The following is a 23,040-nucleotide window of genomic DNA, read 5'->3' on the forward strand; positions in this document are numbered from 1 at the left end:
ATTAGAGACGGGTAAAATCAATTTTTCTAATCCGATAAAAGGCGGAAGAAATCTTTATCCCCGCAAGCTGAAAGGCTTTAAACTTAAAAAAACACCCTATCAAAAGAAGGCCTCTCAACCCAAAAGGCTTTCCTTTGATAGGGCATTCCATCATTCAGGCTATACGGAGATAGGCTTCAATCAATCTATCCGAAAACAGCCGAATTTATCCCGCTCTTTTCAACACCCAATCAATATTACAGCCACCAGCTGGGGTTAAACCGGATATCGTAATCTGGTTGGTCAAACGCGGCCACCCTGTCGGATCAATCCAGATGCTGGGTTCGCATCCCAATTTCCCACCACGGCAACGGAATTGCCACAAGGCGCCCCGCTCAATTCGTAACAAAGCCCCCATGCCATCAGCCGTATTGGTCACCTCTACCCAAGGGGCGAGGTGGAAACGCAGAATAAAGGGCATCTCGCTGGCTCTTCTGCGCCCCGCAGGCAACAAAATATCCTCACCCCGTAATTCCCAACCATTGGCCGATAAAGCCAGCTTCCGGCGGTGAATAAAACCGAAACGCCGCATATAGCCGTCATGACTAGCTTCTAACAGGCTACCATTCTGGCCTTCATGGCGATCCAGCTCGACTTCACTAACACCGCGCCCCAGACTGCCATCTTCCATCAAAGCGGTCGAATTGCTGTCTTTCAAAACAAGGGTTGAATGGGCAGCGGTTGCCCGCAATAATTGGCTTAATTCCGGCGGCAAGGCTTCGCTGGTATCGCCTTGGTCAAGATCACTTCCCAAAACGCCGCCGCAATTAACAATCAAGCGATCGGCACCATCCGACATTTCAAAAGCCAATGTCGAAGCCGAAGCCAATCCGGCACGATGAATAACCGGCGGCGGAGCCGTATCAATCACCAAAGTCGTCTGACCATGACTTAAACGCTGATAACCCCATTCACCGGCACGACTTAACGGGCGACTGCGAATACCCGCGGCATAGATAGCGGCATCGACCCGTTTTTTATCGACTGGAACACCGCCTTGGAAACTGGCAAGCCCACCATCGCCCAAGGTTACACCTAACAAAGCCCTGACAGCACGCGCCATCATACGGGTAATCATGGTGTTGGGCTGCATATCGCGGGAATGATACACCGCCAACAGCATCGCACTATATTCAACCAACTCAAGCTGGTCATAGGGGGTGCGGCTGATGATACCACCATCTTCAAAAAGACAACGGTTCAAAGCCTTTAACAAACCCTGCTCATGCCGCTGTAGGAAGGTTTTTTCATCCGGCAATAATAGGGTTGCTGCCACCAAACCCATCCATGCAATGGCACGGTTAAGGCCGTTTGGCATTTTATCAGCACTGCGGGACAGATGCCGCCCTCCACGGGCAAGGCTGTTTAATAATTTCGATCGGTAAACCAAATCGGTCGAGGATAAAATAAGTGGCGCATAAGCGCCCCAAAATAAAATCCTGCGTCCCCAAATATCGGGTTGCCACGCTTTATCATCAATTTCATCAGCATGGACTTCAAGCCAGTTTCGGGTCAGTTTTTCCGCAATTTTGGCGACTTCCTGCCGATTTCCGGCTGCCGCCAAATCGCGCAGCCAGATAAAGCTATGCAGATAATCCGTAAATTCAGGCGAAATCCCTGTAACAGGGAAGAGAGGGTGATCCAGCTTAATCTTTTCATGGAAAAACCGAATTTCTCCATGACGGATAGCATTACCGGCTTCGGCATTACCGGAAAAAGGATCGCGTGGCACCGCCATCAACCGCAAAGGCGGTCGCCCCCGCAAACGCAGGGCATAAAAAGGGGTGTGCCATGACAAGCGACTCAAACGGTTAACAATCCGTTCGGTTAAAGAAGGCTGCTTGTCACTATTGACACGGATCAACCATTTACCGGGTTTCGGCTCGCCGGAGTTTTCATCTCCGTTAAGATCGGGATCTCCCTTTTCTCTCATGATTTACGCAATATCCTGATATTATCGGTGTAACATGTTGCGCCGCCTTTAAAGCTGGCCGTTCCCGCGACCAAAACATCGGCACCGGCTTCGACGGCAAGCGGTGCAGTCGTGGCATCAATTCCGCCATCCACTTCCAAGCGGATATCCCGCCCAGAGGCGGTAATTCTTTGACGGATATCTTTAATCTTTTCTAATTGGGTTTTGATAAATTTTTGGCCGCCAAAACCGGGGTTAACGCTCATCACCATAATCAGATCAAGATCATCCATTAGATAATCAAGCCAGCTTAAAGGGGTCGCCGGATTAAAAACTAATCCCGCTTTTTTGCCCAATGATTTGATATGCTGAATAGTGCGATGGGGATGCGCGCCCGCTTCGGGATGGAAACTGATAATATCAGCACCCGCTTCAGAAAAAGCCTCGATATATTGATCGACAGGCGCAATCATCAAATGGACATCAAAAGGCTTTTGGCTATAGGGACGCAAAGCCTTCACAACCATGGGGCCTATGGTGATATTCGGCACGAAATGGCCATCCATCACATCAATATGGATCCAATCGGCACCGGCCTGATCTATCGCCGCGACCTCATCTCCCAAATGGGCAAAATCCGCCGAAAGGATAGAGGGAGCAATCAGGGGTAATTTACTCATAAAATATAGCCAGACAGAATATAGAGACAAAAACTTTTAAGGCCGCCTTCTGGGACAAAAGCGACCTTAAGTCTTTACCGTATCTTGAAATGACGAACCAGTAGGCTTCAGACTATTATAAATCCATTTGGAAAAAATAGCCTGAATTCAATCATTTTGCTTCTTTTTCGTCATACCGTGTAAAATACGCTATAAAAAAGCCATCATTTCCGCCTTTTTCGGCCAGATTTTCTGGTAAAATCCGAAGCCAGCCTTCTTCAGAAGGTGACAAACCGGCAGGCAGCGTCTCTTTTTCCAAAGAATCAATCCGGTAATCGGAATGATGGGCTAAAAAGTCGCGAATAACCGCTTCGCCTTCTTCCGGCTCCAAAGAGCAGACGGCATAGACGAGCTTCCCCCCTTTTTTGACCCATTGCGATGCACGGTGAAGCAACTTTTTCTGCTGTTCAGCCATATCGATAATGATGCGGGAACTGACACGATAAAGCACATCAGGATGACGGCGGAAAATCCCGCTAGCGGAACAAGGCGCATCCAACAAAATCGCATCAACGGCTTCTTTGGGGGTGTAGTCAGCCAGATCAGCCGTCACCACTTCAGCAGACAAGCCCATGCGTTTCAGATTGTCATGCAGTCGGGTCAATCTTTTGGCTGCAATATCAACAGCCGTGACCTGCCACCCTTGAGAAGCCAGTTGCATGGTCTTGCCACCGGGGGCAGCGCAAAGATCAAGAATTGTGCGATTTTTACCCTTGCCCAATAATCGGGCAGCAAGGGAAGCCGAAATATCCTGAACCCACCATGCGCCTTCCTGATAGCCCGCCAATTCGGCAATCGGGGGATGCCCCTCTGGAAGACGGATATGACCTAGAAACAGGCTTTCACCGGATAATTTTTCTTGCCAGAAAGCGGTCTCTTCGGGATTTTTCAGGGTCAGATCAACCGGCGGCTGGTCTGCCAAAGCCCGACTAGCGGCAGCCAACATGGGCTCACCCCAGGCTTTTTCCCAACGATAGGCGGTTTCATCCGGCAAAGTCGGATATTCCGGCAAAGCCACGCCTTCCCGTCTATCAAGGCTGCCATAAACACCATGAACCAGACGGCGAGGGCCTCCATCCACCAAAGGCAGAACTGTTGCAATCGCTACATGGGCGGGCTGTTTCAAAACCAGCTTTTGAGCCAGAGCCATTCTCAAAACCATCCGCGCTTTGACATCGGGGGCAAGGGGCTTAGCGGTCGCACTATCAATCAGTTGATCGAGATCATGACACCAACGCAACACCGCCGCCGCCAAAGCATGCACCAAGGCGCGATCAGCATTTTGTTTCAGACCTTGGGTAATTCGGCCAATAACCTGCTCAAGTGGCAAGCCTTGCCGCAATACCGCTTCAAGAAGTTGTAAAGCCGCTTTTCTGACAGGAAGGCCGATAGGCTGGGCATTTTTTCTTTGCGGAGGACGTTTCGCTGACGAGGCAGAGGCGCGTCCCTCTTTTTTAAAAGAACGCGCCTCATTCCGGCTGTCTTTCCCTTTGGGACGGGATGGCCGTGTAGTATTCATAAAATTCCCGCCCGAATGGACAACCGAAGGTTATGTTGACAAGGAAAAGACTGGATCACGCGGATTTCGTCTCACCAGATTGAGCCTTGGCAACGCCCACCATCGCCGGACGCAATAAACGGTCATGAATGGTATAACCGGCCTGCATTTCCTGAACGACAGTGCCTTCCGGCTTTTCGCTTTCGATTTCGATCATCGCCTGATGCAGATTAGGATCAAGTTTTTGACCAACGGATTCGACCCGTTTGATACCGTGACGCTGCAAGATGTTCAAAAGCTCCTTGCCGGTCATTTCAATACCGGTGACCAGATTTTTGATCTTTTCATCCTGCTTGATGTCATCAGGAATAGCCGCCAAAGCGCGTTCCATATTATCCGCTACTGAAAGCATGTCGCGCGCAAAACCGGTCACAGAATAGGCAATTGCTTCCGATTTTTCTTTTTCAAGACGGCGGCGGGTATTCTGGGCTTCGGCTTTACTATAAAGTAGGTCTTTTTTCAGCTTTTCATTTTCAGCCTGCAAATCCTCTACCCCATTTTCTGATTTTTCAGCCGAGGCCTCTTCTGGATTTTCGCTTTTGCTTTCCAGATTTTCGGCATCTTCGTATTTTTTCTGTTCTTCGGTCATGCGATTATTCTCGATAAGGTTTTTGCTGTGAAGTCAACCATGGGGACGATGCGGCCATAGTTCAACCTTGTCGGGCCTATCACCGCCACTACCCCGACCATATGCCCGTCTTCCCCGTGATAGGGAGAGGCGATAACGGAAGAACCGGAAAGCGAAAACAACTTATTTTCGGAACCGATAAAAATTTGTGCCGCATCGCTTTCGGAAACTTTTTCCAACAAGCCTGCGATTTCCTTTTTATCTTCCAGTTCTTCAAGAAGCTGTTTGGCGCGATCAAGGTCTTCGCTGGCATCCTGAAGCAGATGGGATTGCCCCCTGACAATCAGGACAGGCCTTTTCCGGCTATCTTCCGACCAGACAGCCAAACCGCGCTTAATCAGATCGGAAGCCGCTGAATCCAGCTCGCTCCGCTCCAGATCAATCTGGCTAAACAGACGTTTTTTGGCTTCGGAAAAACTATATCCCGAAAAATGAGCGTTGATATAGTTACTCGCCTCGGTCAAAGCAGAAGCCGGAAAGCCCGATGATAATTCGATTACCCTGTTTTCAACCGACCCATCCGAACCGACAATAATGGCCAAAGCCCGATTATCATCCAGCACCACAAAACCCAGTTGTTTTAAAACCAGCTCTTGTTTTGGAACCAGAACCAATCCGGCACAGGCCGAAAGACCCGACAAAGTCGTCGTGGCATTGACCAGTCTTTCTTTGGGCGAATGACCGCGAATAACATCGGCTTCGATGGCCGAACGTTCTTCCTCACTCGGCTCCGAAAGCTGCATCATGCCATTGACGAACAGACGCAAGCCCAATTCTGTCGGCATACGTCCCGCTGAAATATGCGGGCTTAGCAACAGGCCTTTGGTTTCCAGTTCCTGAAGCACGTAACGAATGGAGGCGGGAGAAAGATTTACCCCCTGCCTTGCCAGTGTTTTTGACCCCACCGGCAACCCGCTTCCAAGGTAACTTTCCACCACCAGTTGGAAAATCTCGCGCGCCCGCGATGATAATTCTATGACCGGTATGGATGACATAGGCTATAAATAAGCATCAAAAGGCGTTTCGTCACCCCTCGGACAGGAATAAATATCCTGTTTTCATGCCATTTTTACAAGAAAATCTGTCGGTTTTGATTGAATGATGCCTGCCCTCGTGGCAGGAGAACGCTCTATCATTTGATTATTCTTTCTGCGGCCGGTATTTTCTGGACAGACACCGGAATTTCCGAATTGCAGAAACTTCCCCGTTATAAATTTAAGGGTTACTCCCCAAAGAAAGGTTATCCCATGCGTCCTTCAGGTCGAACGCCGGATCAATTACGCTCACTTTCCATCGAAACCGGCTTTACCCGCCATGCCGAAGGCTCCTGCCTGATCAGCTTTGGCGACACCCGCGTTTTGGTCACGGCTTCACTGGAAGAACGCCTGCCTTCATGGTTACGCGGTAAAGGCCAAGGCTGGGTCACGGCAGAATATGGGATGTTACCCCGTTCTACCCACAGCCGCACCAATCGCGAAGCGGCTCGCGGCAAACAGTCAGGCCGGACGCAGGAAATCCAGCGTTTGATCGGTCGCTCTTTGCGCGCCGGTATTGACCTCAAAAAATTGGGTGAAAGACAGATCACCATCGATTGCGATGTGTTGCAGGCCGATGGCGGCACTCGCACCGCTTCGATTTCCGGCGGCTGGGTAGCCCTTCGCCTCGCCGTCAATAAATTACTGGCATCCGGCCAACTGACCGAAGACCCAATCATTTCCCAAGTGGCCGCCGTCTCCTGCGGTATTTCGCAAGGGGTGCCGGTGCTTGATCTTGACTATGCCGAGGATTCAACCGCCGAAGCTGATGCCAATTTCGTGATGATGGGCGATAGCCGCCTGATCGAAGTTCAGGCCAGCGCCGAGGGCGCACCTTATGATGAAGAAGGTCTGTTGCGTCTGGCGCGCATGGGCTGCCAACAAATCTTCGCAGAACAGAAGAAAGCGGTCGCCTAAGATGACCCAGACGCACTCTTCCGAAAAACGCCGCCGTCTCGAACCGGGACGGCTGGTGCTTGCCAGCCATAATCAGGGCAAATTGCGGGAAATCCGCGAACTACTGTCCCCCTTTGGCTTAGAAACCGTTTCAGCGGCGGAATTGGGACTGCCCGAACCTGTCGAAGACGGGAACAGCTTTATCGCCAATGCCGAAATCAAGGCGCGCTTTGTCGCGGAAAAAACCGGCTCGGTTGCCTTGGCCGATGATAGCGGCCTTTGCGTCGAAGCGCTGGACGAAGCCCCCGGTATCTATTCCGCCCGCTGGGCAGGTGAGCCGCGTGATTTTGATAAGGCCATGGAAAAGGTGCATCAGGAATTAACGGCCAAGGGCGCAGAGGCTTCCAAACGGGCGCATTTCGTTTGTGCTTTGTCCCTTTGCTGGCCAGATGGCCATGTCGAAAATTTCGAAGGCCATGTCTGGGGTAATCTGATCTGGCCGCCACGGGGGGATCGGGGCTTCGGTTATGATCCGATGTTTGTCGCCGATGGTCACCAGCAAAGCTTTGCTGAAATCGGTGCCGAGGCCAAAAAAGCCATCAGCCATAGAAGCGAAGCCTTCAAACAACTTTTAGCCGCCTGTCTCCGTTAATCGGCCATGACAGAACAGGCCTTGGGTAAGGACAAAAGACAGGAAAAACAGGATATGCCTTTGGCTTTGTATATCCATTGGCCATTCTGCCTTGCAAAATGTCCTTATTGCGATTTTAACAGCCATGTTCGGCCAGATATTGATGCCGCCCTTTGGCAGGATGCTTTACTTTCTGACATGGCGCATGAAGCTGCCCTCACCCAAGGCCGCCGGCTCAGTTCGATCTTTTTCGGGGGTGGCACGCCTTCTCTGATGCCTCCCGAAACGGTAGCCGCGCTGATTGATGCCGCCACCCGCTATTGGCAACCGACCCCCGATATCGAAATCACACTTGAAGCCAACCCCTCTTCAGTTGAAGCTGACCGTTTCCAATCCTTGGCTTTGGCAGGGGTTAATCGTCTATCTCTCGGTATTCAGGCCTTAGACGATACCAGCCTGCATTTTCTAGGAAGAATCCATAATGTCCAAGAAGCCTTATCCGCGCTCGATATCGCCCAGAAAAACTTCTCCCGTGTCAGCTTTGATCTGATCTATGGCCGCCCGAACCAATCCCTCAAAGATTGGGAAGAAGAATTAAAACAGGCCTTGGCTTTTGGCAGTGACCATCTGTCCCTTTACCAATTAACGATTGAAGAAGGCACCCGCTTTCACAGTCTGGTAAGACAAGGCCAATTTACCCCGATGGATGGCGACAAAGCCGCCGATCTTTTCGATCTCACCCGCGATATGACCAAAGCGGCAGGCATCCCCGCTTATGAAATATCCAACCATGCCCGCAAAAATTCGGAAAGCCGCCATAATCTCACCTATTGGCGTTATGGCGATTATATCGGCATCGGGGCAGGCGCCCATGGCAGAAGACTGAATAACGTCACTATCCGCCATAAAAAACCAGAAAACTGGCTGTCTGCAGTTCAAAAACAGCAACAGGGTATTCAGGAAGAAACCCCGCTATCACCCAAAGATCAGGCCATAGAAGCCGTCTTGATGGGCTTGCGCTTAACTGAAGGCATCGATCCCAAAAATATCCAAAAACGCACAGGCTTGGATATCTCCGAATTTCTCGATATCGCCGCTATTCAATATTACAGCGACCAAGGATTACTCACCTTCAATAACGGCTTATTACGCATTACCGAGCAAGGCGCTCTATTAACAGATGCCTTAATAAGAGAAATTAGTTTATGATTTTATTGATAATGATATTTCCTATTACTTTCATTATTCGAATGGTGATGATTAATATAATGGCTAACCATGATTATTTTACTTTCTTTACTACATTAATTAGCACTACCGTTGGTGTAGGGGCAACTTATTTTGCTAACTATCTTTTTGAAAACGAAAAGCGAAAAAAATATTACAAGAAAAACTTAATAGAAAATCAATAAAAATTATAAGAAATTTAAATATATATTATAATATTTCATTAGAACTATATAATAAATTTAATCAAAAAATTTACCAAAATCCACAAATAATACCTAAACGTATTTTTTCTTTAATAAAAGATATAGAATTTTCTTTTAAAGAAAGCGATATATCAGATAATGAAATATATGATATTTTTCATATTACAGATTTTTGTACATCAAATATGTATGAAAATTTATTTCTTCAAATAAATAATAATTTTAATTATATTAAAAAATATATTAATAAACACGATTTATTTTGGAGAGATGCTGATCTGGATTATTTTTCTCAAAATGAAAATGAATTTCATGAATTTATTCAAAAAAGAGAACCTTTAATATTAGAAACATTGGGATTAGCAGGAAAAATATCTCTTTTATCTAAAGAAAATATGGAAGGCATAAAAAAATTCTTATCTGTTTTCGTCAACGGCGATAATTTCTATGCAAAAGATATAGAAATAAAATTACCAAAAATTGATGGCGGTTTCGAAACAATAAAAAGAACCGTCCCTTAATAAAACTCACATAATCGGAAAATGATTAAGCCGCCTCCGCCTTTCTTTCCAATCGGGCAAAAAGCGATCCATAAAGGCATAAAAACGGCGATTATGGGAAGCCTCCAACAGATGCACCATCTCATGCACCACAACATATTCAAGACATTCAGGCGGTTTTTTCACCAATTCGCTATTTAACCAGATACGCCCTGCCCTGACGTTACAACTACCCCACAGGGTTTTCATGGTCTTAACCCGCCAAACAGCGACCTCCACGCCGATAATTTTTTCCCAACGCGCCGCTAAATCGGGGATAGCCTGCTCTAATTGCGCTCGAAACCACAAGGCTAACCATTTCTCTTTCTTCTCGGCAGAAGGCGGAATCGCCGTATGCATTTGCAATCGAGAGGGTGACAGCGGCAGAATTTTCGATTGCAACGAACCTGCCACTATTTCCAAATGATATCTCTCACCCCATAACCAATAGGCTTCTTCACCGCGATCTTGGGCTTTTATCTCGATTGCTTTTTGGTAGCGTTTTTGACGTTTTTCTATCCATGCCATGCGGCCAGCGAGAATATGACGAAGCGTCGCCTCTTTCATATTTCGGGGTGCCGAAACCACAACCGAACCATCATCAGGGGACAACCGGATATAAAGATTTTTAATCTCTTTCCGCAGGATATGGATCACAACCCCTGCAAGAATAATATCGCTCGCCGCTTCTTTTGCCATAGGCTCTTATCTAACACTCAAAAAAAATTTCACGCCCATTTCTCGGTATTTAAGACGCATTATCGAATAATCTTGGAGATAATTTGCGCTTTACCGCCTTTCCATCTCATCACAGCTTTTTTAGAAAGACAGCCGCTCTGGCCTTAGCCTAGGAAAGAAAAAATATATTTTAGAGTGTAAACAAAATATTGTTATCATTCACCCCCTCCATAACGATAAAAAGAGGATAAACATTCTTTGTGGATCGACAGGTCAACTTTCAAAGTCTATGATGCCACCTCATCTTTAATCCCTCTTTATCTGTTATAAAAACGGATCGCTGATACTGAAAGTCCTTGTATAATGACGAATGAGGCATCTCTCACTCCTATTCCGTTGCCAGCGGAAAAACTGGCACAATTACAGACAGTTACCAATGGCCTGTCGACCGCACAGATAGCGTGGATTTCAGGCTATCTCTGGGGCAGAAGCAGCGGCGCTGATACGACGAATCAATCGCTTCCCACTTCTCCAGCCACAGAACAGCCCGTTGAACCGACCGTCATCACGATCTTGTCGGCTTCCCAAACAGGGAATGCGCGCAGGATTGCCGAAGAATTGCGCGATGACCTTCTGGCCGCGCATCTCAAGGTCAATCTGATCAATACGGGCGATTACAAATTCAAACAGATTGATCGCGAAAAGATCATTCTGATGGTCACGTCAACCCAAGGCGAAGGCGAACCCCCAGAAGAAGCGGTCGCTTTTTATAAATTCCTGTTTTCGAAAAAAGCCCCGAAACTGACGCATACCGCTTTTGCCGTTTTCGGATTGGGTGACATCACCTACGAACATTTTGCTCAGGCTGGTAACGACTTCGATCGTCGTTTTGAGGAATTAGGCGGTGAACGCCTATTGCCTCGCGTCGATGCTGATGTCGATTACGAAGAAGCCGCCGAAGCATGGCGGAAAGAAGTCACCGAACTTCTCGAAAAACGGGTGCCATCGGCCAATTCTGCCCAGATAGCGGCCACAGCCATTAGTCCGGTAGATGAAGTTTCCAGCACGCCTTATGACAAAGAAAGCCCGTTAACGGCCACGCTTTCGGTGAACCAGAAAATCACCGGTCGTCATTCGGATAAAGATGTCCGCCATATCGAAATTGATCTGGGGGATTCTGGATTACACTATAAACCGGGCGATGCCTTGGGTGTCTGGTATGAAAATGATCCGGCACTTATCCGCGAATCTCTTGATCTTCTCGGCTTGTCCGGCGAAGAAAGCATCAAGGTCAATGACAAAATCCTGCCCTTGGCACAGGCCTTACAGCAATCTTTCGAACTGACGGTCAACAATACCCGACTGGTAGAAAGCTACGCGACCTTGACGCAAAACAAGGCTTTGGAAAAAATCATTTCCGATAAAGCCGCGTTACAGGATTATGCCCAGAATACGCCTATTGTCGATATGATTAGACAAGCGGGCGGCAAACTGACGGCAGAACAATTTGTCAGCCTTTTGCGCCCCTTAACGCCGCGCTTATATTCGATCGCCTCATCACAGGCCGAAGTCGAAAACGAAGTGCATCTGACGGTTGGCGTTGTCCGTTATGAAATCGACGGCCATAAACGAGCAGGCGGTGCCTCCAGCTTCTTGGCTGACCGGCTTGCTGAAAATGGCAATCTTCGGGTTTTTGTCGAACATAATGACAATTTCCGGCTGCCAGATAATCCCGATGCTCCCGTTATCATGATCGGGCCCGGCACGGGGATCGCCCCTTTCCGCGCCTTTATGCAACAACGGGATAATGACGGGGCAAAGGGTAAAAACTGGCTCTTCTTCGGCAATCCTCATTTTATCGAAGATTTCCTCTATCAGGTCGAATGGCAGGCTTATGTCAAACAGGGCTTATTGACCCATATTGACCTTGCATGGTCACGCGATCAGGCAAAAAAAGTCTATGTGCAGGATAAACTCCGCGAGAAAGCAGCCGAAATCTGGAAATGGATCAAAGAGGACGGCGCTTATCTCTATGTCTGCGGTGACGCGACACATATGGCAAAAGATGTCGATAAAGCCTTGATTGATATCATCCGCCAAGAAGGTGGCATGGATGAAGAAGCCGCCGACGAATTTTTAACCGAGCTGCGCCTAGAGCGCCGTTATCAGCGAGATGTCTACTAATGACCCAAAAACATCCCCAGACGCTGGTGGTCGATGCCCCCTTATCCGATGCTGAAAGGCTAAAAAGGGAAAGCAATTTTCTGCGCGGCACCATTGCCGAAGACCTGAATGATGGCCTGACCGGCGGATTTAACGGCGACAATTCAACCCTGATCCGCTTTCACGGCATGTATCAGCAGGATGACCGCGATATCCGCGCCGAACGCGCAGAGGAAAAACTGGAACCGCGCTATGCGATGATGCTGCGCTGCCGTTTGCCGGGGGGCATTATCTCCCCCGAACAGTGGTTAAAGATGGACAGCTTTGCCAGCGAAAAAACGCTCTATGGCAGCATCCGCCTAACCAATCGCCAGACATTCCAATTTCATGGTATTTTGAAAAAAGACCTGAAAACGGTTCATCATCTTTTGCATGACTCCGGTCTGGATTCACTGGCAACGGCCAACGACGTTAACCGGAATGTGCTTTGCACCTCTAATCCGGTGGAATCGGATCTCCATGCCGAAGCCTATGAATGGGCAAAAAAGATTTCAGAACATTTGCTGCCGCAAACGCATGCTTATGCAGAAATCTGGCTCGATCAGGAAAAGCTGGCAACGACAGATCAGGAACCGATCCTGGGCGCGACCTATCTGCCACGGAAATTCAAAACCACCGTCGTTATTCCGCCGCAGAATGATGTTGATATCTACGCTAATGATCTCAACTTCATCGCTATTTCTGAAAATGACCAATTGGTTGGCTTCAATGTTCTGATTGGCGGCGGCTTGTCGATCACGATCGGTGATAAAACCACCCATCCGGGGGTGGCGAAAGACATCGGCTATATCGAGAAAGAGAAAGTCCTCGCCGTTGCAGAAGCGGTGGTGACGACCCAACGCGATTGGGGCAATCGGAGCAACCGTAAAAATGCCCGCTTGCGTTACACGCTGGAACGGGTCGGCCTTGATGTTTTCAAAGCCGAAGTCGAAAAACGGGCAGGCGTCACTTTCGAAGCCTCACGCCCCTTCACATTGACGGGGCGTGGTGATCGTTTCGGCTGGGTGAAAGGCATTGATAATCAGTGGCATCTGACGCTGTTCGTCGAAAATGGTCGCCTATTGGATTATCCTCATCGACCATTGAAAAGCGGCATTGCCGAAATTGCCAAGGTGCATAAAGGCGATTTCCGCCTGACAGCCAACCAAAATCTGATTGTCGCTGGCGTTTCGGAAGAAGATAAAGATACCATCGAAAAGATCGCCCGCGATCATGGCCTTTTGGAAAATATTTCCGAATTGCGCAAAAATTCGATGGCCTGCGTTTCTTTCCCGACCTGTCCTTTGGCGATGGCCGAGGCGGAACGTTTCCTGCCGAATTTCTTGACCAAGGTCGAAGCGGTCATGACGAAATACGATATTGCCGATGAATATATCGTTTTCCGGACAACAGGCTGCCCGAATAATTGTGGCCGCTCGCTTCTGGCTGAAATCGGTTTGGTCGGAAGAGCAATAGGCCGCTATAATCTTTATATCGGTGGCGATCGGGTCGGCACCCGTATTCCACGCCTCTTCCGCGAAAATATCACCGAAGACGAAATTTTATCCGAAGTTGATAGCCTGATTGGCCGTTGGGCAAAAGAACGCGATGGCAAAGAAGCCTTTGGCGACTTTGTTGTCCGCGCCGGTATCGTCAAAGCCGTTACCGATCCTGCTATCGACTTTTATGACTAAGGAGGCGTTCATGTCTGCGTTTCATCTCGAAACTTTAAAATCCTTCCCCAAAGCCGAACAAGAGGCGGCTTTGTCCGAAGCCAATCGGCAATTGGAAGAGATGAGCGCAGAAGATCGTCTCAAATGGGCTTTTGACAATCTTTCGGGTCAATTTGTGCTGTCATCCAGCTTCGGCATTCAGGCAGCTGTGATGCTGCATCTGGTGACCCGAAAGAAAGCCGATATTCCAGTTATCCTTACCGATACCGGCTATCTTTTTCCTGAAACCTATCGCTTTATTGATGCCCTGACCGAAAAACTCGATTTGAATCTTCAAGTCTTTCGGGCGGCTTTGTCTCCGGCATGGCAAGAAGCTCGCTATGGTAAATTATGGGAACAGGGTGTCGAAGGTATCGAACGGTATAACGACATCAACAAAGTCGAACCCATGAACCGCGCTTTAAAAACCTTGGAAGCTGGAACATGGTTTGCCGGATTACGGCGCGATCAGTCGAAAAGTCGGTCACATCTACCGATTTTGGCAATCCAGCGCGGGGTTTTCAAATTCCTGCCGATCATCGACTGGGATAACCGCAAAATCCACTATTATCTGAAAGAGCACGACCTCCCTTATCACCCGCTTTGGGATGAAGGCTATCTCTCTGTCGGCGACACCCATACAACCCGCAAATGGGAAGAGGGGATGAGCGAGGAAGAAACCCGCTTTTTCGGTTTAAAAAGGGAATGTGGGCTACATGAAGGATAAGTAAATTGGCCTAACCGCCTTTTAAAAAATTACCTGAAAAAGACAGCCGGCTTTAAATATTTTAAATGCCGGCCAAAGGCGTTTTACCTAAACTTTAGGGCAGTAAAGAAAAGCTAACTGTCCTTTCAAAGATAGGGACTGCTAAGTCCTATTCAAAATCAAAGGCTTGCCTCTCTATTTACTTTCAGGCTTCGTTGAATGAACAGGAATAGAGCTGCAATCTGCGACAAAACTGGATAATAGGTTAGGGGCTCTGTTCCAAAGGTTGTTATGGATTATCTTCCTCTTTTTGCAGATATCAGACAACGTCCGGTTTTAGTCGTTGGCGGTGGTGAAGTGGCGGCTCGGAAAGTGGCCTTGCTCAAAAAAGCAGGGGCAATCATCAAAATTGTCGCGAAAAATATCCACCCTGAATTACAGATTTTACAGGAAAGTCACGAAATAGAATGGCTGGCGAAAAGTTTTTCACCGGAACAGCTCGACCACGTCTTTCTAGTGATCGCTGCCACCAATGACAGCCTTTTAAATCAACAGATTTATCAAGCCGCGGAACAACGCCATCGCTTGGTCAATGTGGTTGATGACCAACAAAAATGCTCTTTTATTTTCCCGTCAATTGTTGACCGCGCTCCGATAACTTTGGCGTTATCCTCTGCGGGGACGTCTCCGGTTCTGGTGCGGATGCTCCGTGAAAAGCTGGAAGCCTTATTACCGCAATCTTTGGGGAAAATGGCCGAAATAGCGGGGAAATGGCGGCCAAGAATCAAAGAAAAATTACCTGCAATCAAAGACCGCCGTCTTTTCTGGGAGAAAGCCTTTAATGGCCTCTTCGCCCATAAAGTCGCTAGCGGTGATTGGGAAGCCGCTGAAAAAACGCTGGCCGAACAACTGGAAAAAGACAACCCGAAACAAGGCGAAATTATCCTTGTCGGGGCAGGGCCCGGTGATGCAGGCTTGCTGACATTGCGTGGCTTACAGGCCTTACAACAAGCCGATATTGTGCTCTATGATTATCTGGTTAGTCCGGCCGTTTTGGAAATGATCCGTCGCGATGCTCAAAAAATCTGTGTCGGGAAACGCGCCGGACATCATTCGGTAGCGCAGGAAGAAACCAACCGCCGCTTGATTGAATGGGCGCAGCAGGGAAAAAAAGTTGTCCGCCTGAAAGGTGGCGATCCTTTTATTTTCGGGCGCGGCGGGGAAGAGTTACAGGCCGCAAAACAGGCCGGTATTCCTTTCCAAGTCGTTCCTGGTATCACGGCGGCGTCAGGGGCGGCGGCTTATGCGGGTATTCCGCTTACCCATCGTGATTATTCCCAAAATGTTGTTTTCATTACTGGCCATTGCCAAAAAGACGGCAACGGACTGGATTGGGCAACTTTGGCGCGCCCCCATCAAACGCTGGTTATCTATATGGGGGTCATGAATGCGGGTAAAATCAGCGAAGCCCTGATTAAACATGGCCGGAAAGCCGATACACCGGTGGCGATTATTGCCCATGCAACCCTTCCCAATCAACAAATATTAAATGGTCGGCTGGATCAGTTGGAAAGCCTCGCCAAACAGGCCGAAACACCAGCCTTATTAATCATTGGCGAGGTCGGCGGATTACAATCCGATCTTTCATGGTTTTCTTCAAAAACAGACAAAGAAGACACCAAGTCTTCTCTTATCAATCTGGCTTAAAGGATTAGTGATGCAGGAAGAACGGCTCACCCATTTACGGCAGTTAGAAGCGGAAAGCATCTATATCATCCGCGAAGTCGCCGCCGAATTCGGCAATCCGGTTATGCTGTATTCCATCGGCAAAGACTCTTCTGTCATGCTCCATCTGGCGCGAAAAGCCTTTTTCCCGGGGACATTGCCTTTCCCGCTCTTGCATGTTGATACCGGCTGGAAATTCCGCGAAATGTATGAATTCCGCGACCGGACAGCCAAAGAATACGATTTCAACTTGCTCGTCTATAAAAATCCCGAAGGGGAGGCCTTAGGCATCAATCCCTTCATTCATGGCAGCGCCAAACATACCGACATCATGAAAACCGAAGGCCTCAAACAAGCCTTGGACAAATACGGCTTTGACGCAGCCTTTGGCGGTGCCAGACGGGATGAAGAAAAATCCAGAGCCAAGGAAAGAATCTACTCTTTCCGCGATAAATTCCACCGCTGGGACCCCAAAAACCAACGCCCCGAATTATGGCACAATTATAATGGTCAGATTAACAAGGGTGAATCCATCCGCGTCTTTCCGCTCTCTAATTGGACGGAACTCGACATCTGGCAGTATATTTATCTCGAAAATATCGACATTGTGCCGCTTTATCTCGCAGCCAAACGCCCGGTTATCGAACGTGACGGCATGTTAATGATGGTCGATGATGACCGCATTGATCTCAAAGAAGGCGAAAAAGTCGAAGAACGGATGGTGCGTTTCCGAACATTAGGATGCTGGCCATTAACGGGAGCCGTGGAATCCCAAGCCCAAACGCTTCCCGAAATCATCGAAGAAATGCTGGTTTCAACCACCAGTGAACGCCAAGGCCGTGTTATCGACCGCGACCAGTCAGGGTCAATGGAACTGAAAAAACGTCAGGGTTATTTCTAGGATTCAAGCCATGCAGAATAATAGTATTGCCAAACAGATTGCCGAAAAGGGCGGGGTTGAAGCCTATCTGAAAGCCCAGCAATATAAAGGGCTGTTACGTTTCTTGACCTGCGGTAGCGTCGATGACGGCAAAAGCACGCTTATCGGCCGCTTATTACATGACACTCGCCAGATTTACGAAGACCAGTTATCTTCCTTACATAACGACAGTAAACGGCATGGGACACAGGGGGAAAAGCTCGACCTTGCCTTGCTGGTCGACGGCTTACAGGCGGAACGTGAACAAGGCATCACCATTGACGTTGCCTATCGCTATTTCTCGACTGAAAAGCGGAAATTCATCATCGCCGATACCCCCGGCCATGAACAATATACCCGCAATATGGCAACAGGCGCGTCAACCTGCGACCTCGCGGTTTTATTAATTGATGCTCGTAAAGGCGTGCTGGCACAAACGCGCCGCCACAGCTTTATTGCCACTTTATTGGGCATTAAACATCTGGTGGTTGCGGTCAATAAAATGGATCTCGTGGAATATAGCGAGGCCACCTTCCGCCAGATCGAAAAAGACTATCTTGAGTTTGCGGGCAAACTTGTCCCTGATCTTGATATCCGCTTTGTGCCGCTTTCCGCTTTGGAAGGCGATAATATTGTCAATGAAAGCGCGCATATGTCTTGGTATAAAGGCGCGTCGCTCTTGGAAATATTGGAAACGGTCGAGGTCGCAAGAGCGGCCGAACAACAACCGATGCGTTTTCCGGTGCAATATGTGAACCGGCCTCATCTGGATTTTCGGGGTTATGCCGGAACCGTTGCATCCGGTATTGTCCGCGTAGGCGAAGGTATCAAGGTTTTACCCTCCGGCGTTGAATCAACCATTGCCCGCATTGTTACCTTTGACGGGGACTTGACCGAGGCCGTTGCCAGCGAAGCTGTAACCCTCGTTTTGGAAGACGAAATTGATATCAGCCGTGGCGATCTGATCGTCGACAGCCGCGAAACAATGCAAGCGGTTCAATCGGCACAATGCAATGTCGTCTGGATGGCTGAAAAGCCTCTCACCGTCGGACAAAGCTACGATATCAAGATTGCGGGCAAAAAAAGCCGCGCGCGCATTACCCAAATTCATTATCAATTCGACATCAATAACCTGACCCAACAACCGGCAACAGAATTGCCGTTAAACGGGATTGGTCTTGTTGATCTCTTATTTGACGAACCGCTTCTGCTCGATCGCTATCAAGATAATCCGGTAACCGGCGGACTGATCTTTATCGACCGTCTCAGCAATGTTACGGTCGGTGCCGGATTGGTAGAAACACTGATCGAAGACCAGACGACAACGCCCAGTGAATACAGCGCTTTTGAACTGGAATTAAACGCCCTTATCCGTCGCCACTTCCCTCATTGGGAAGCCCGCGACCTCCTCGCTGGACGCTAAGGGGGGGACATTATGACTGAACCGTCCTCCCGTGATAACAAGCCCGTCGATAATGATAATATCGTCTGGCATCATCATCCGGTAACGCAAGCCAGTCGCGAGGCATTGCACCATCATAAAGGGCTCGTCTTGTGGTTTACCGGCCTTTCGGGGTCGGGCAAATCAACCGTTGCCGGAGCCTTGGAGCAAGTGCTTCATAGCCGGAATGTCAGCAGCTATTTACTAGATGGTGACAATATCCGGCATGGCCTGTGCCGCGACCTCGGTTTTTCTGATGCCGATCGCAAAGAAAATATCCGACGCGTCGGCGAAGTCGCGAAATTGATGGCGGATGCCGGTCTCGTGGTGCTGACTGCTTTTATCTCGCCTCACAAGGCCGAACGCCAAATGGTGCGGGATATGATGGGCAAAGACCGCTTTATCGAGATTTTTGTCGATACGCCCTTGGCTATTTGCGAAGCGCGCGATCCCAAAGGTCTTTATAAAAAGGCGCGGGCAGGGGAGCTGAAAAATTTCACCGGTATTGATTCCGTCTATGAAGCGCCGGAACATCCTGAAATTCACCTCAACGGACAAGATTCCTTAACAGCGCTTACCGCGCAATTACTGGAAGCCTTGGAACCCTATCTTAAAATCACCTTATAAAATCCCAAGCCTTCCCGCCTTAAACGGGAAGGCTTTTTTCCTATTAAGCCCCGAAAATCCGATTAAGCGCCGTGATAATACGGCTAACCTCTTCATCACGCCCCAAAGACAAGCGGATCCAGTCATTCAAAGGCGGGAAAGGCCGCGCCACAACAATACCCGATTGATAGAATTTCTCTCGTACTTCAGAAAACGGAATCGGCGTTTTAAAAAACACAAAATTGGATTCACTTTCTGTATGGGTTAGCTTTAACTTATCCAAAGCAGCGGTCAGCCTTACTCTATTTTTCACAGTATAGTCATGGATAAACAACCGCCTTTTTTGATCGGATAATGCCGCTCTCGCGGCGGCAACCGTCAAACGACCCAAATCATGGGGATCACCTAAACCCGCTTCCCGCAAGGAAGCCGCCAAGGCCTTCGGTGCCAAAAGATAGCCTATCGGCATACCGGCCAAACCATAAATTTTATCCAAAGTCCGAAAAACAGCGACATTGGCACCCTTCTGGGTAAAACTGGCCGCGGTTTGGGCAAAACGGGCATATTCAAGATAGGCCTCATCGACAATAATCAATGTCTTTTGCGAGGCTCTCGCCAAAAATTCACTAAAATCGGTATGATGATTGACGGTTCCGCTGGGATTATGGGGATTAACCAGATAGACCGCTTTGGTTTCCGCTGTAATCGCCTTCTCCAAGGCAGGCAGGTCATTCTGCAACGCCTTATTCAAGGCTATGCCAATACCCTTCAAACCAGCAGGTTTTCCGGCATCGACGAGGGCAGTATAGCCCGGAACAGAATAGACAATATTCCCCTGATCGGGCTTTATTCCGGCTAAGAACAGACCAAGGCTACCCAACACTTCACCCAAAATAATCTGATCGGGATCAATATTCTCCAGGCTAGCAATCTGGTTGACCAATTTTTGCGCCGCCGCTGGTTCGCTATAACGCCCAATCTGATCTAGCTCAGCCTCAATCGCCTGCTTCACCAAGGGCGATGGCGGGAAAGGATTCTCGTTCAAATTGGCATAGACCAAATTCTTCGAGGCCTCTTTACCGGAATTTTTACCCAAGACTTGGGTTGCCATCGGTAAAAAAGCAGTCAGAGCAGAAAGCGAAAGAAATTGCCGTTTATTGATGCTGGACAAAGGCTTCATCCTGATAAAGCTCTGATAAAATCAGAATTGATAAGAAGTCTGGAGATAATAAAATCCGCCATTCACCCCGATCTGGCTGGCAGCCCCGTCATATTTGCCGGAACCATAATAGCCATTGGCGGCGGGAATACGGGTGGTATGGGCATTGAAAAGATTATTGGCGCCGATAGCGACCCGTAATTTTTCAATAGGACGATATCCAATTTCTAAATTGGTAATCCAACGCGGATGATTATGAATGCGGTTAAAATCAGTCATCGAATAGGCATTCGGGCCCTGATACCAGGTCATTTCATCGGTAGTCTGGCCAAAACGCTGCTCATGCAGGCTGACATCCCATTTTTTGGAAAAAGATTCCCATCTTCCGCCAAAAGTAATCCGATTTTTCGGGGTGCTACTGGTCAAATAAGCCCGTGTCTGGGCATTCAAGGCTGACATCCCATTCGCCAGTTGGTTGACATGCCGAATGGTGGTCGCATTGATATTCAAGGCAATATCCCAGTCAACAATACCGAAATTCTCAAAACGACTATGGTAACTGGCGGTAAAATCCAAACCGCGGGTGCGGGTGCTGGCACCATTGGTAAAGAACCATGCCGATATATTTTGAGCCTCAAGCGTCGAAGCTACGGTCACTCCTTGTGCGTTCAAAGCCGCCAAAGCCGCCTCACCGGATATACCGGGGCCACTGACAATCCGGTTACGGATAGCGATCTGATAGCTATCAAGGGTAAAATGAAGATTTTTCAAAGGTGAATAGACCAGTCCGGCCGTAATATTGGTAGCCTTTTCCGGTTTTAATGGCACCGCCCCCAATAGCTTGGCCGCAGCCGAATTAGCGCCCAAAGTGCCGCTGGCACTATCAGGCCCCACTGACAAGGTGCTAAAATATTCATTGGCAAGGCTTGGCGCTCTTGTCCCACTGCTAAAGGTCGCCCGAAGCGCGAATTGATCGGTAAAGTCATATCGGGTCGAAGCTTTACCATTCAGCGTGCTACCGAAATCGCTATAATATTCATAGCGTCCGGCTAAATCGACCTGCCAACGCTTTGTCAAATGGGCAGAAAGATCAAGATAACCACTATAGACATTACGGGAATGAGATCCGGCAACAGCGGGTATAATACCGGTTCGGGCTTGGGTTCCGCCATATAAATAGGAGGCCGGATCACCCGCTCCGGTTTTATAGGTTTCATAACGATGGGCGAAACCGGCCGCCACGGTCAGCGGGCTATAGATCATGGGCAAAGCCAATTCTTTGCTCAGATCAAGGGTATTATTCAGTTGAGTGGTCGAATAATTATTCAGATGCACCGATAAAGGGGTCGAACCCGTTGCGGCATAAAGGCCAAGATTGGCGGTTTTATCGAGGTCATTCCGAATGAAATTGCCGCCATAGGTGGAATTGACATCCCAATGGATTCCCAAGGCATTATCACCACGCAACCCAAGAGAAGCCGAAAAGTCGTTTTCAGACAATTTTTGTATCGGCATAAAGCCATCAGGATAGGCTTCGGGAAAACGATCAGCCGTTCTATAGACCTGATTAACCTCACTATTGCGATGCGAATAGCTATCAGTCGTATAAATTTCGATGCCATTTCCAAAATCATAACCGGCATTGATCGCCAGATTATAGCGGGTCGCCATCGGATCACCGACAACTTTCAAACTATGGCGCTGGGTTCGGCTATCGATACCATCACGGCTGGTATGATTTTGATGACGAAAATCGAAGGCAACATCAAAGAAACCGGAATGACCAATTTTGAATCCCTTATTAAAACCGGCCTGTCCGACCAATCCATCTCCGGCATAGGTCTGTCCGATCTGACTTCTGGCACTGCCACCATGATTGTCAGATTTCAAAATGATATTGACGACTCCGGCAATGGCATCGGAACCATATTGGGCAGCGGCGCCATCTTTCAAAACCTCAATATGGTCAATCAATTCGGGGGCAATCAAATCAAGATCGGTTGGCGTAGCCGCATCGGCAAAACCATCAATATAGAGGAAAGAGCTATTATGACGGCGCTTGCCATTGACCAAAACCAAGGTCTGATTTGGATTAAGACCCCGTAAACTGACAAAATTGGTAGGTGCGGCAACAAATTGCCCGACAGCCGGTTGCGTAATAGAAGGCACTAATTGCGCCAAAGCCGAGGTAACATTCGTCTGGCCGGTTTCCAGCAATTCTCGATTATTCAAAACTTCAATAGGGGAAAGACTATCCCTTATTTTCTTATGCGTTTCACGGGTGCCGGTAACGATAATGGCATCATTATTAGAAGTATTACTAACAGTATCAGTCGCGGCTTCTACCGGATATTGTAAGAAAAACCATGAAAAGGAAAAAAGAAAACCTCCTTTTTTAATAAAATTTTTCATACGCCCCCTCTTTAATTTTTAGATAATTTTGCTTCTCCTCGATAATTTTTAATATAATTATTTTATTTAATGATAAAATTTAAATATAAT

At 48.3% G+C, this 23,040-nt stretch carries 17 protein-coding genes and 1 pseudogene; 10 read left to right on the forward strand and 8 right to left on the reverse strand.

What is annotated here, in order from left to right:
• Positions 1 to 205: 205 nt before the first annotated feature.
• The 5 genes from ZMOB_RS06110 to hrcA all read right to left on the reverse strand — a co-directional run bounded on the left by ZMOB_RS06110 (position 206) and on the right by hrcA (position 5,851).
• Positions 206 to 1,972, reverse strand: a complete 1,767-nt coding sequence (locus tag ZMOB_RS06110; RefSeq protein ID WP_012817538.1) for a heparinase II/III family protein — start codon at positions 1,970 to 1,972, stop codon at positions 206 to 208.
• Positions 1,969 to 2,631 (reverse strand): ribulose-phosphate 3-epimerase, encoded by a 663-nt coding sequence (gene rpe / locus ZMOB_RS06115; protein WP_011240006.1) that lies wholly within the window; start codon positions 2,629 to 2,631, stop codon positions 1,969 to 1,971. Before rpe ends, ZMOB_RS06110 begins: the two co-directional genes overlap by 4 nt.
• 151 nt (positions 2,632 to 2,782) lie before the next feature.
• Positions 2,783 to 4,189 (reverse strand): RsmB/NOP family class I SAM-dependent RNA methyltransferase, encoded by a 1,407-nt coding sequence (locus tag ZMOB_RS06120; protein ID WP_014500909.1) that lies wholly within the window; start codon positions 4,187 to 4,189, stop codon positions 2,783 to 2,785.
• Between the two features lie 55 nt (positions 4,190 to 4,244).
• A complete protein-coding gene (grpE, locus tag ZMOB_RS06125; RefSeq protein ID WP_011240004.1) occupies positions 4,245 to 4,817 on the reverse strand; it encodes a nucleotide exchange factor GrpE in 573 nt (190 codons plus the stop codon).
• A complete protein-coding gene (gene hrcA / locus ZMOB_RS06130) occupies positions 4,814 to 5,851 on the reverse strand; it encodes a heat-inducible transcriptional repressor HrcA (protein ID WP_011240003.1) in 1,038 nt (345 codons plus the stop codon). The genes grpE and hrcA overlap by 4 nt, the downstream gene beginning before the upstream one ends.
• Before the next feature lie 252 nt (positions 5,852 to 6,103).
• On the opposite strand from hrcA, the gene rph reads away from it, so the two are divergent.
• From rph to ZMOB_RS06155, 4 genes are all read left to right on the forward strand, one after another.
• Positions 6,104 to 6,808 (forward strand): ribonuclease PH, encoded by a 705-nt coding sequence (gene rph / locus ZMOB_RS06135; protein WP_014500910.1) that lies wholly within the window; start codon positions 6,104 to 6,106, stop codon positions 6,806 to 6,808.
• A gap of 1 nt (position 6,809) precedes the next feature.
• Positions 6,810 to 7,439 (forward strand): RdgB/HAM1 family non-canonical purine NTP pyrophosphatase, encoded by a 630-nt coding sequence (rdgB, locus tag ZMOB_RS06140; protein WP_011240001.1) that lies wholly within the window; start codon positions 6,810 to 6,812, stop codon positions 7,437 to 7,439.
• A gap of 6 nt (positions 7,440 to 7,445) precedes the next feature.
• Positions 7,446 to 8,627, forward strand: a complete 1,182-nt coding sequence (gene hemW / locus ZMOB_RS06145) for a radical SAM family heme chaperone HemW (RefSeq protein WP_014500911.1) — start codon at positions 7,446 to 7,448, stop codon at positions 8,625 to 8,627.
• A 409-nt stretch (positions 8,628 to 9,036) separates the two neighbouring features.
• Positions 9,037 to 9,372, forward strand: coding sequence for a hypothetical protein (locus tag ZMOB_RS06155; protein ID WP_014500913.1), 336 nt, complete (start codon positions 9,037 to 9,039; stop codon positions 9,370 to 9,372).
• Positions 9,373 to 9,378: 6 nt separating this feature from the next.
• Here ZMOB_RS06155 and ZMOB_RS06160 read toward each other — a convergent pair whose 3' ends face one another.
• Positions 9,379 to 10,089 (reverse strand): YgjP family zinc-dependent metalloprotease, encoded by a 711-nt coding sequence (locus ZMOB_RS06160; protein WP_014500914.1) that lies wholly within the window; start codon positions 10,087 to 10,089, stop codon positions 9,379 to 9,381.
• Between the two features lie 342 nt (positions 10,090 to 10,431).
• Between ZMOB_RS06160 and cysJ the strand changes: the two genes are divergently transcribed.
• From cysJ to cysN, 6 genes and pseudogenes are all read left to right on the forward strand, one after another.
• The gene (gene cysJ / locus ZMOB_RS06165; protein ID WP_014500915.1) at positions 10,432 to 12,252 is read left to right on the forward strand and encodes an NADPH-dependent assimilatory sulfite reductase flavoprotein subunit; all 1,821 of its coding nucleotides are present in this window, start codon (positions 10,432 to 10,434) and stop codon (positions 12,250 to 12,252) included.
• The gene (gene cysI, locus ZMOB_RS06170) at positions 12,252 to 13,964 is read left to right on the forward strand and encodes an assimilatory sulfite reductase (NADPH) hemoprotein subunit (RefSeq protein ID WP_012817545.1); all 1,713 of its coding nucleotides are present in this window, start codon (positions 12,252 to 12,254) and stop codon (positions 13,962 to 13,964) included. The genes cysJ and cysI overlap by 1 nt, the downstream gene beginning before the upstream one ends.
• A gap of 10 nt (positions 13,965 to 13,974) precedes the next feature.
• The gene (locus ZMOB_RS06175) at positions 13,975 to 14,709 is read left to right on the forward strand and encodes a phosphoadenylyl-sulfate reductase (RefSeq protein ID WP_014500916.1); all 735 of its coding nucleotides are present in this window, start codon (positions 13,975 to 13,977) and stop codon (positions 14,707 to 14,709) included.
• A gap of 270 nt (positions 14,710 to 14,979) precedes the next feature.
• Positions 14,980 to 16,395, forward strand: coding sequence for a siroheme synthase CysG (cysG, locus tag ZMOB_RS06180; protein ID WP_014500917.1), 1,416 nt, complete (start codon positions 14,980 to 14,982; stop codon positions 16,393 to 16,395).
• Positions 16,396 to 16,405: 10 nt separating this feature from the next.
• On the forward strand, positions 16,406 to 17,314 hold the full coding sequence (gene cysD, locus ZMOB_RS06185) for a sulfate adenylyltransferase subunit CysD (RefSeq protein WP_011239993.1): 909 nt from the start codon (positions 16,406 to 16,408) through the stop codon (positions 17,312 to 17,314).
• A 10-nt stretch (positions 17,315 to 17,324) separates the two neighbouring features.
• A pseudogene (gene cysN / locus ZMOB_RS06190) lies at positions 17,325 to 19,400 on the forward strand (sulfate adenylyltransferase subunit CysN).
• 43 nt (positions 19,401 to 19,443) lie between these two features.
• Here cysN and ZMOB_RS06200 read toward each other — a convergent pair.
• Together ZMOB_RS06200 and ZMOB_RS06205 are read right to left on the reverse strand one after the other, a co-directional pair.
• Positions 19,444 to 20,559: a pyridoxal phosphate-dependent aminotransferase gene (locus tag ZMOB_RS06200; protein ID WP_014500919.1), complete on the reverse strand. Its 1,116-nt coding sequence runs from the start codon at positions 20,557 to 20,559 to the stop codon at positions 19,444 to 19,446.
• Positions 20,560 to 20,580: 21 nt separating this feature from the next.
• Positions 20,581 to 22,950: a TonB-dependent receptor plug domain-containing protein gene (locus ZMOB_RS06205; protein WP_014500920.1), complete on the reverse strand. Its 2,370-nt coding sequence runs from the start codon at positions 22,948 to 22,950 to the stop codon at positions 20,581 to 20,583.
• Positions 22,951 to 23,040: the final 90 nt, after the last annotated feature.

Origin of the sequence: Zymomonas mobilis subsp. mobilis ATCC 10988 (genome assembly GCF_000175255.2) — a bacterium.
GTDB lineage: Bacteria > Pseudomonadota > Alphaproteobacteria > Sphingomonadales > Sphingomonadaceae > Zymomonas > Zymomonas mobilis.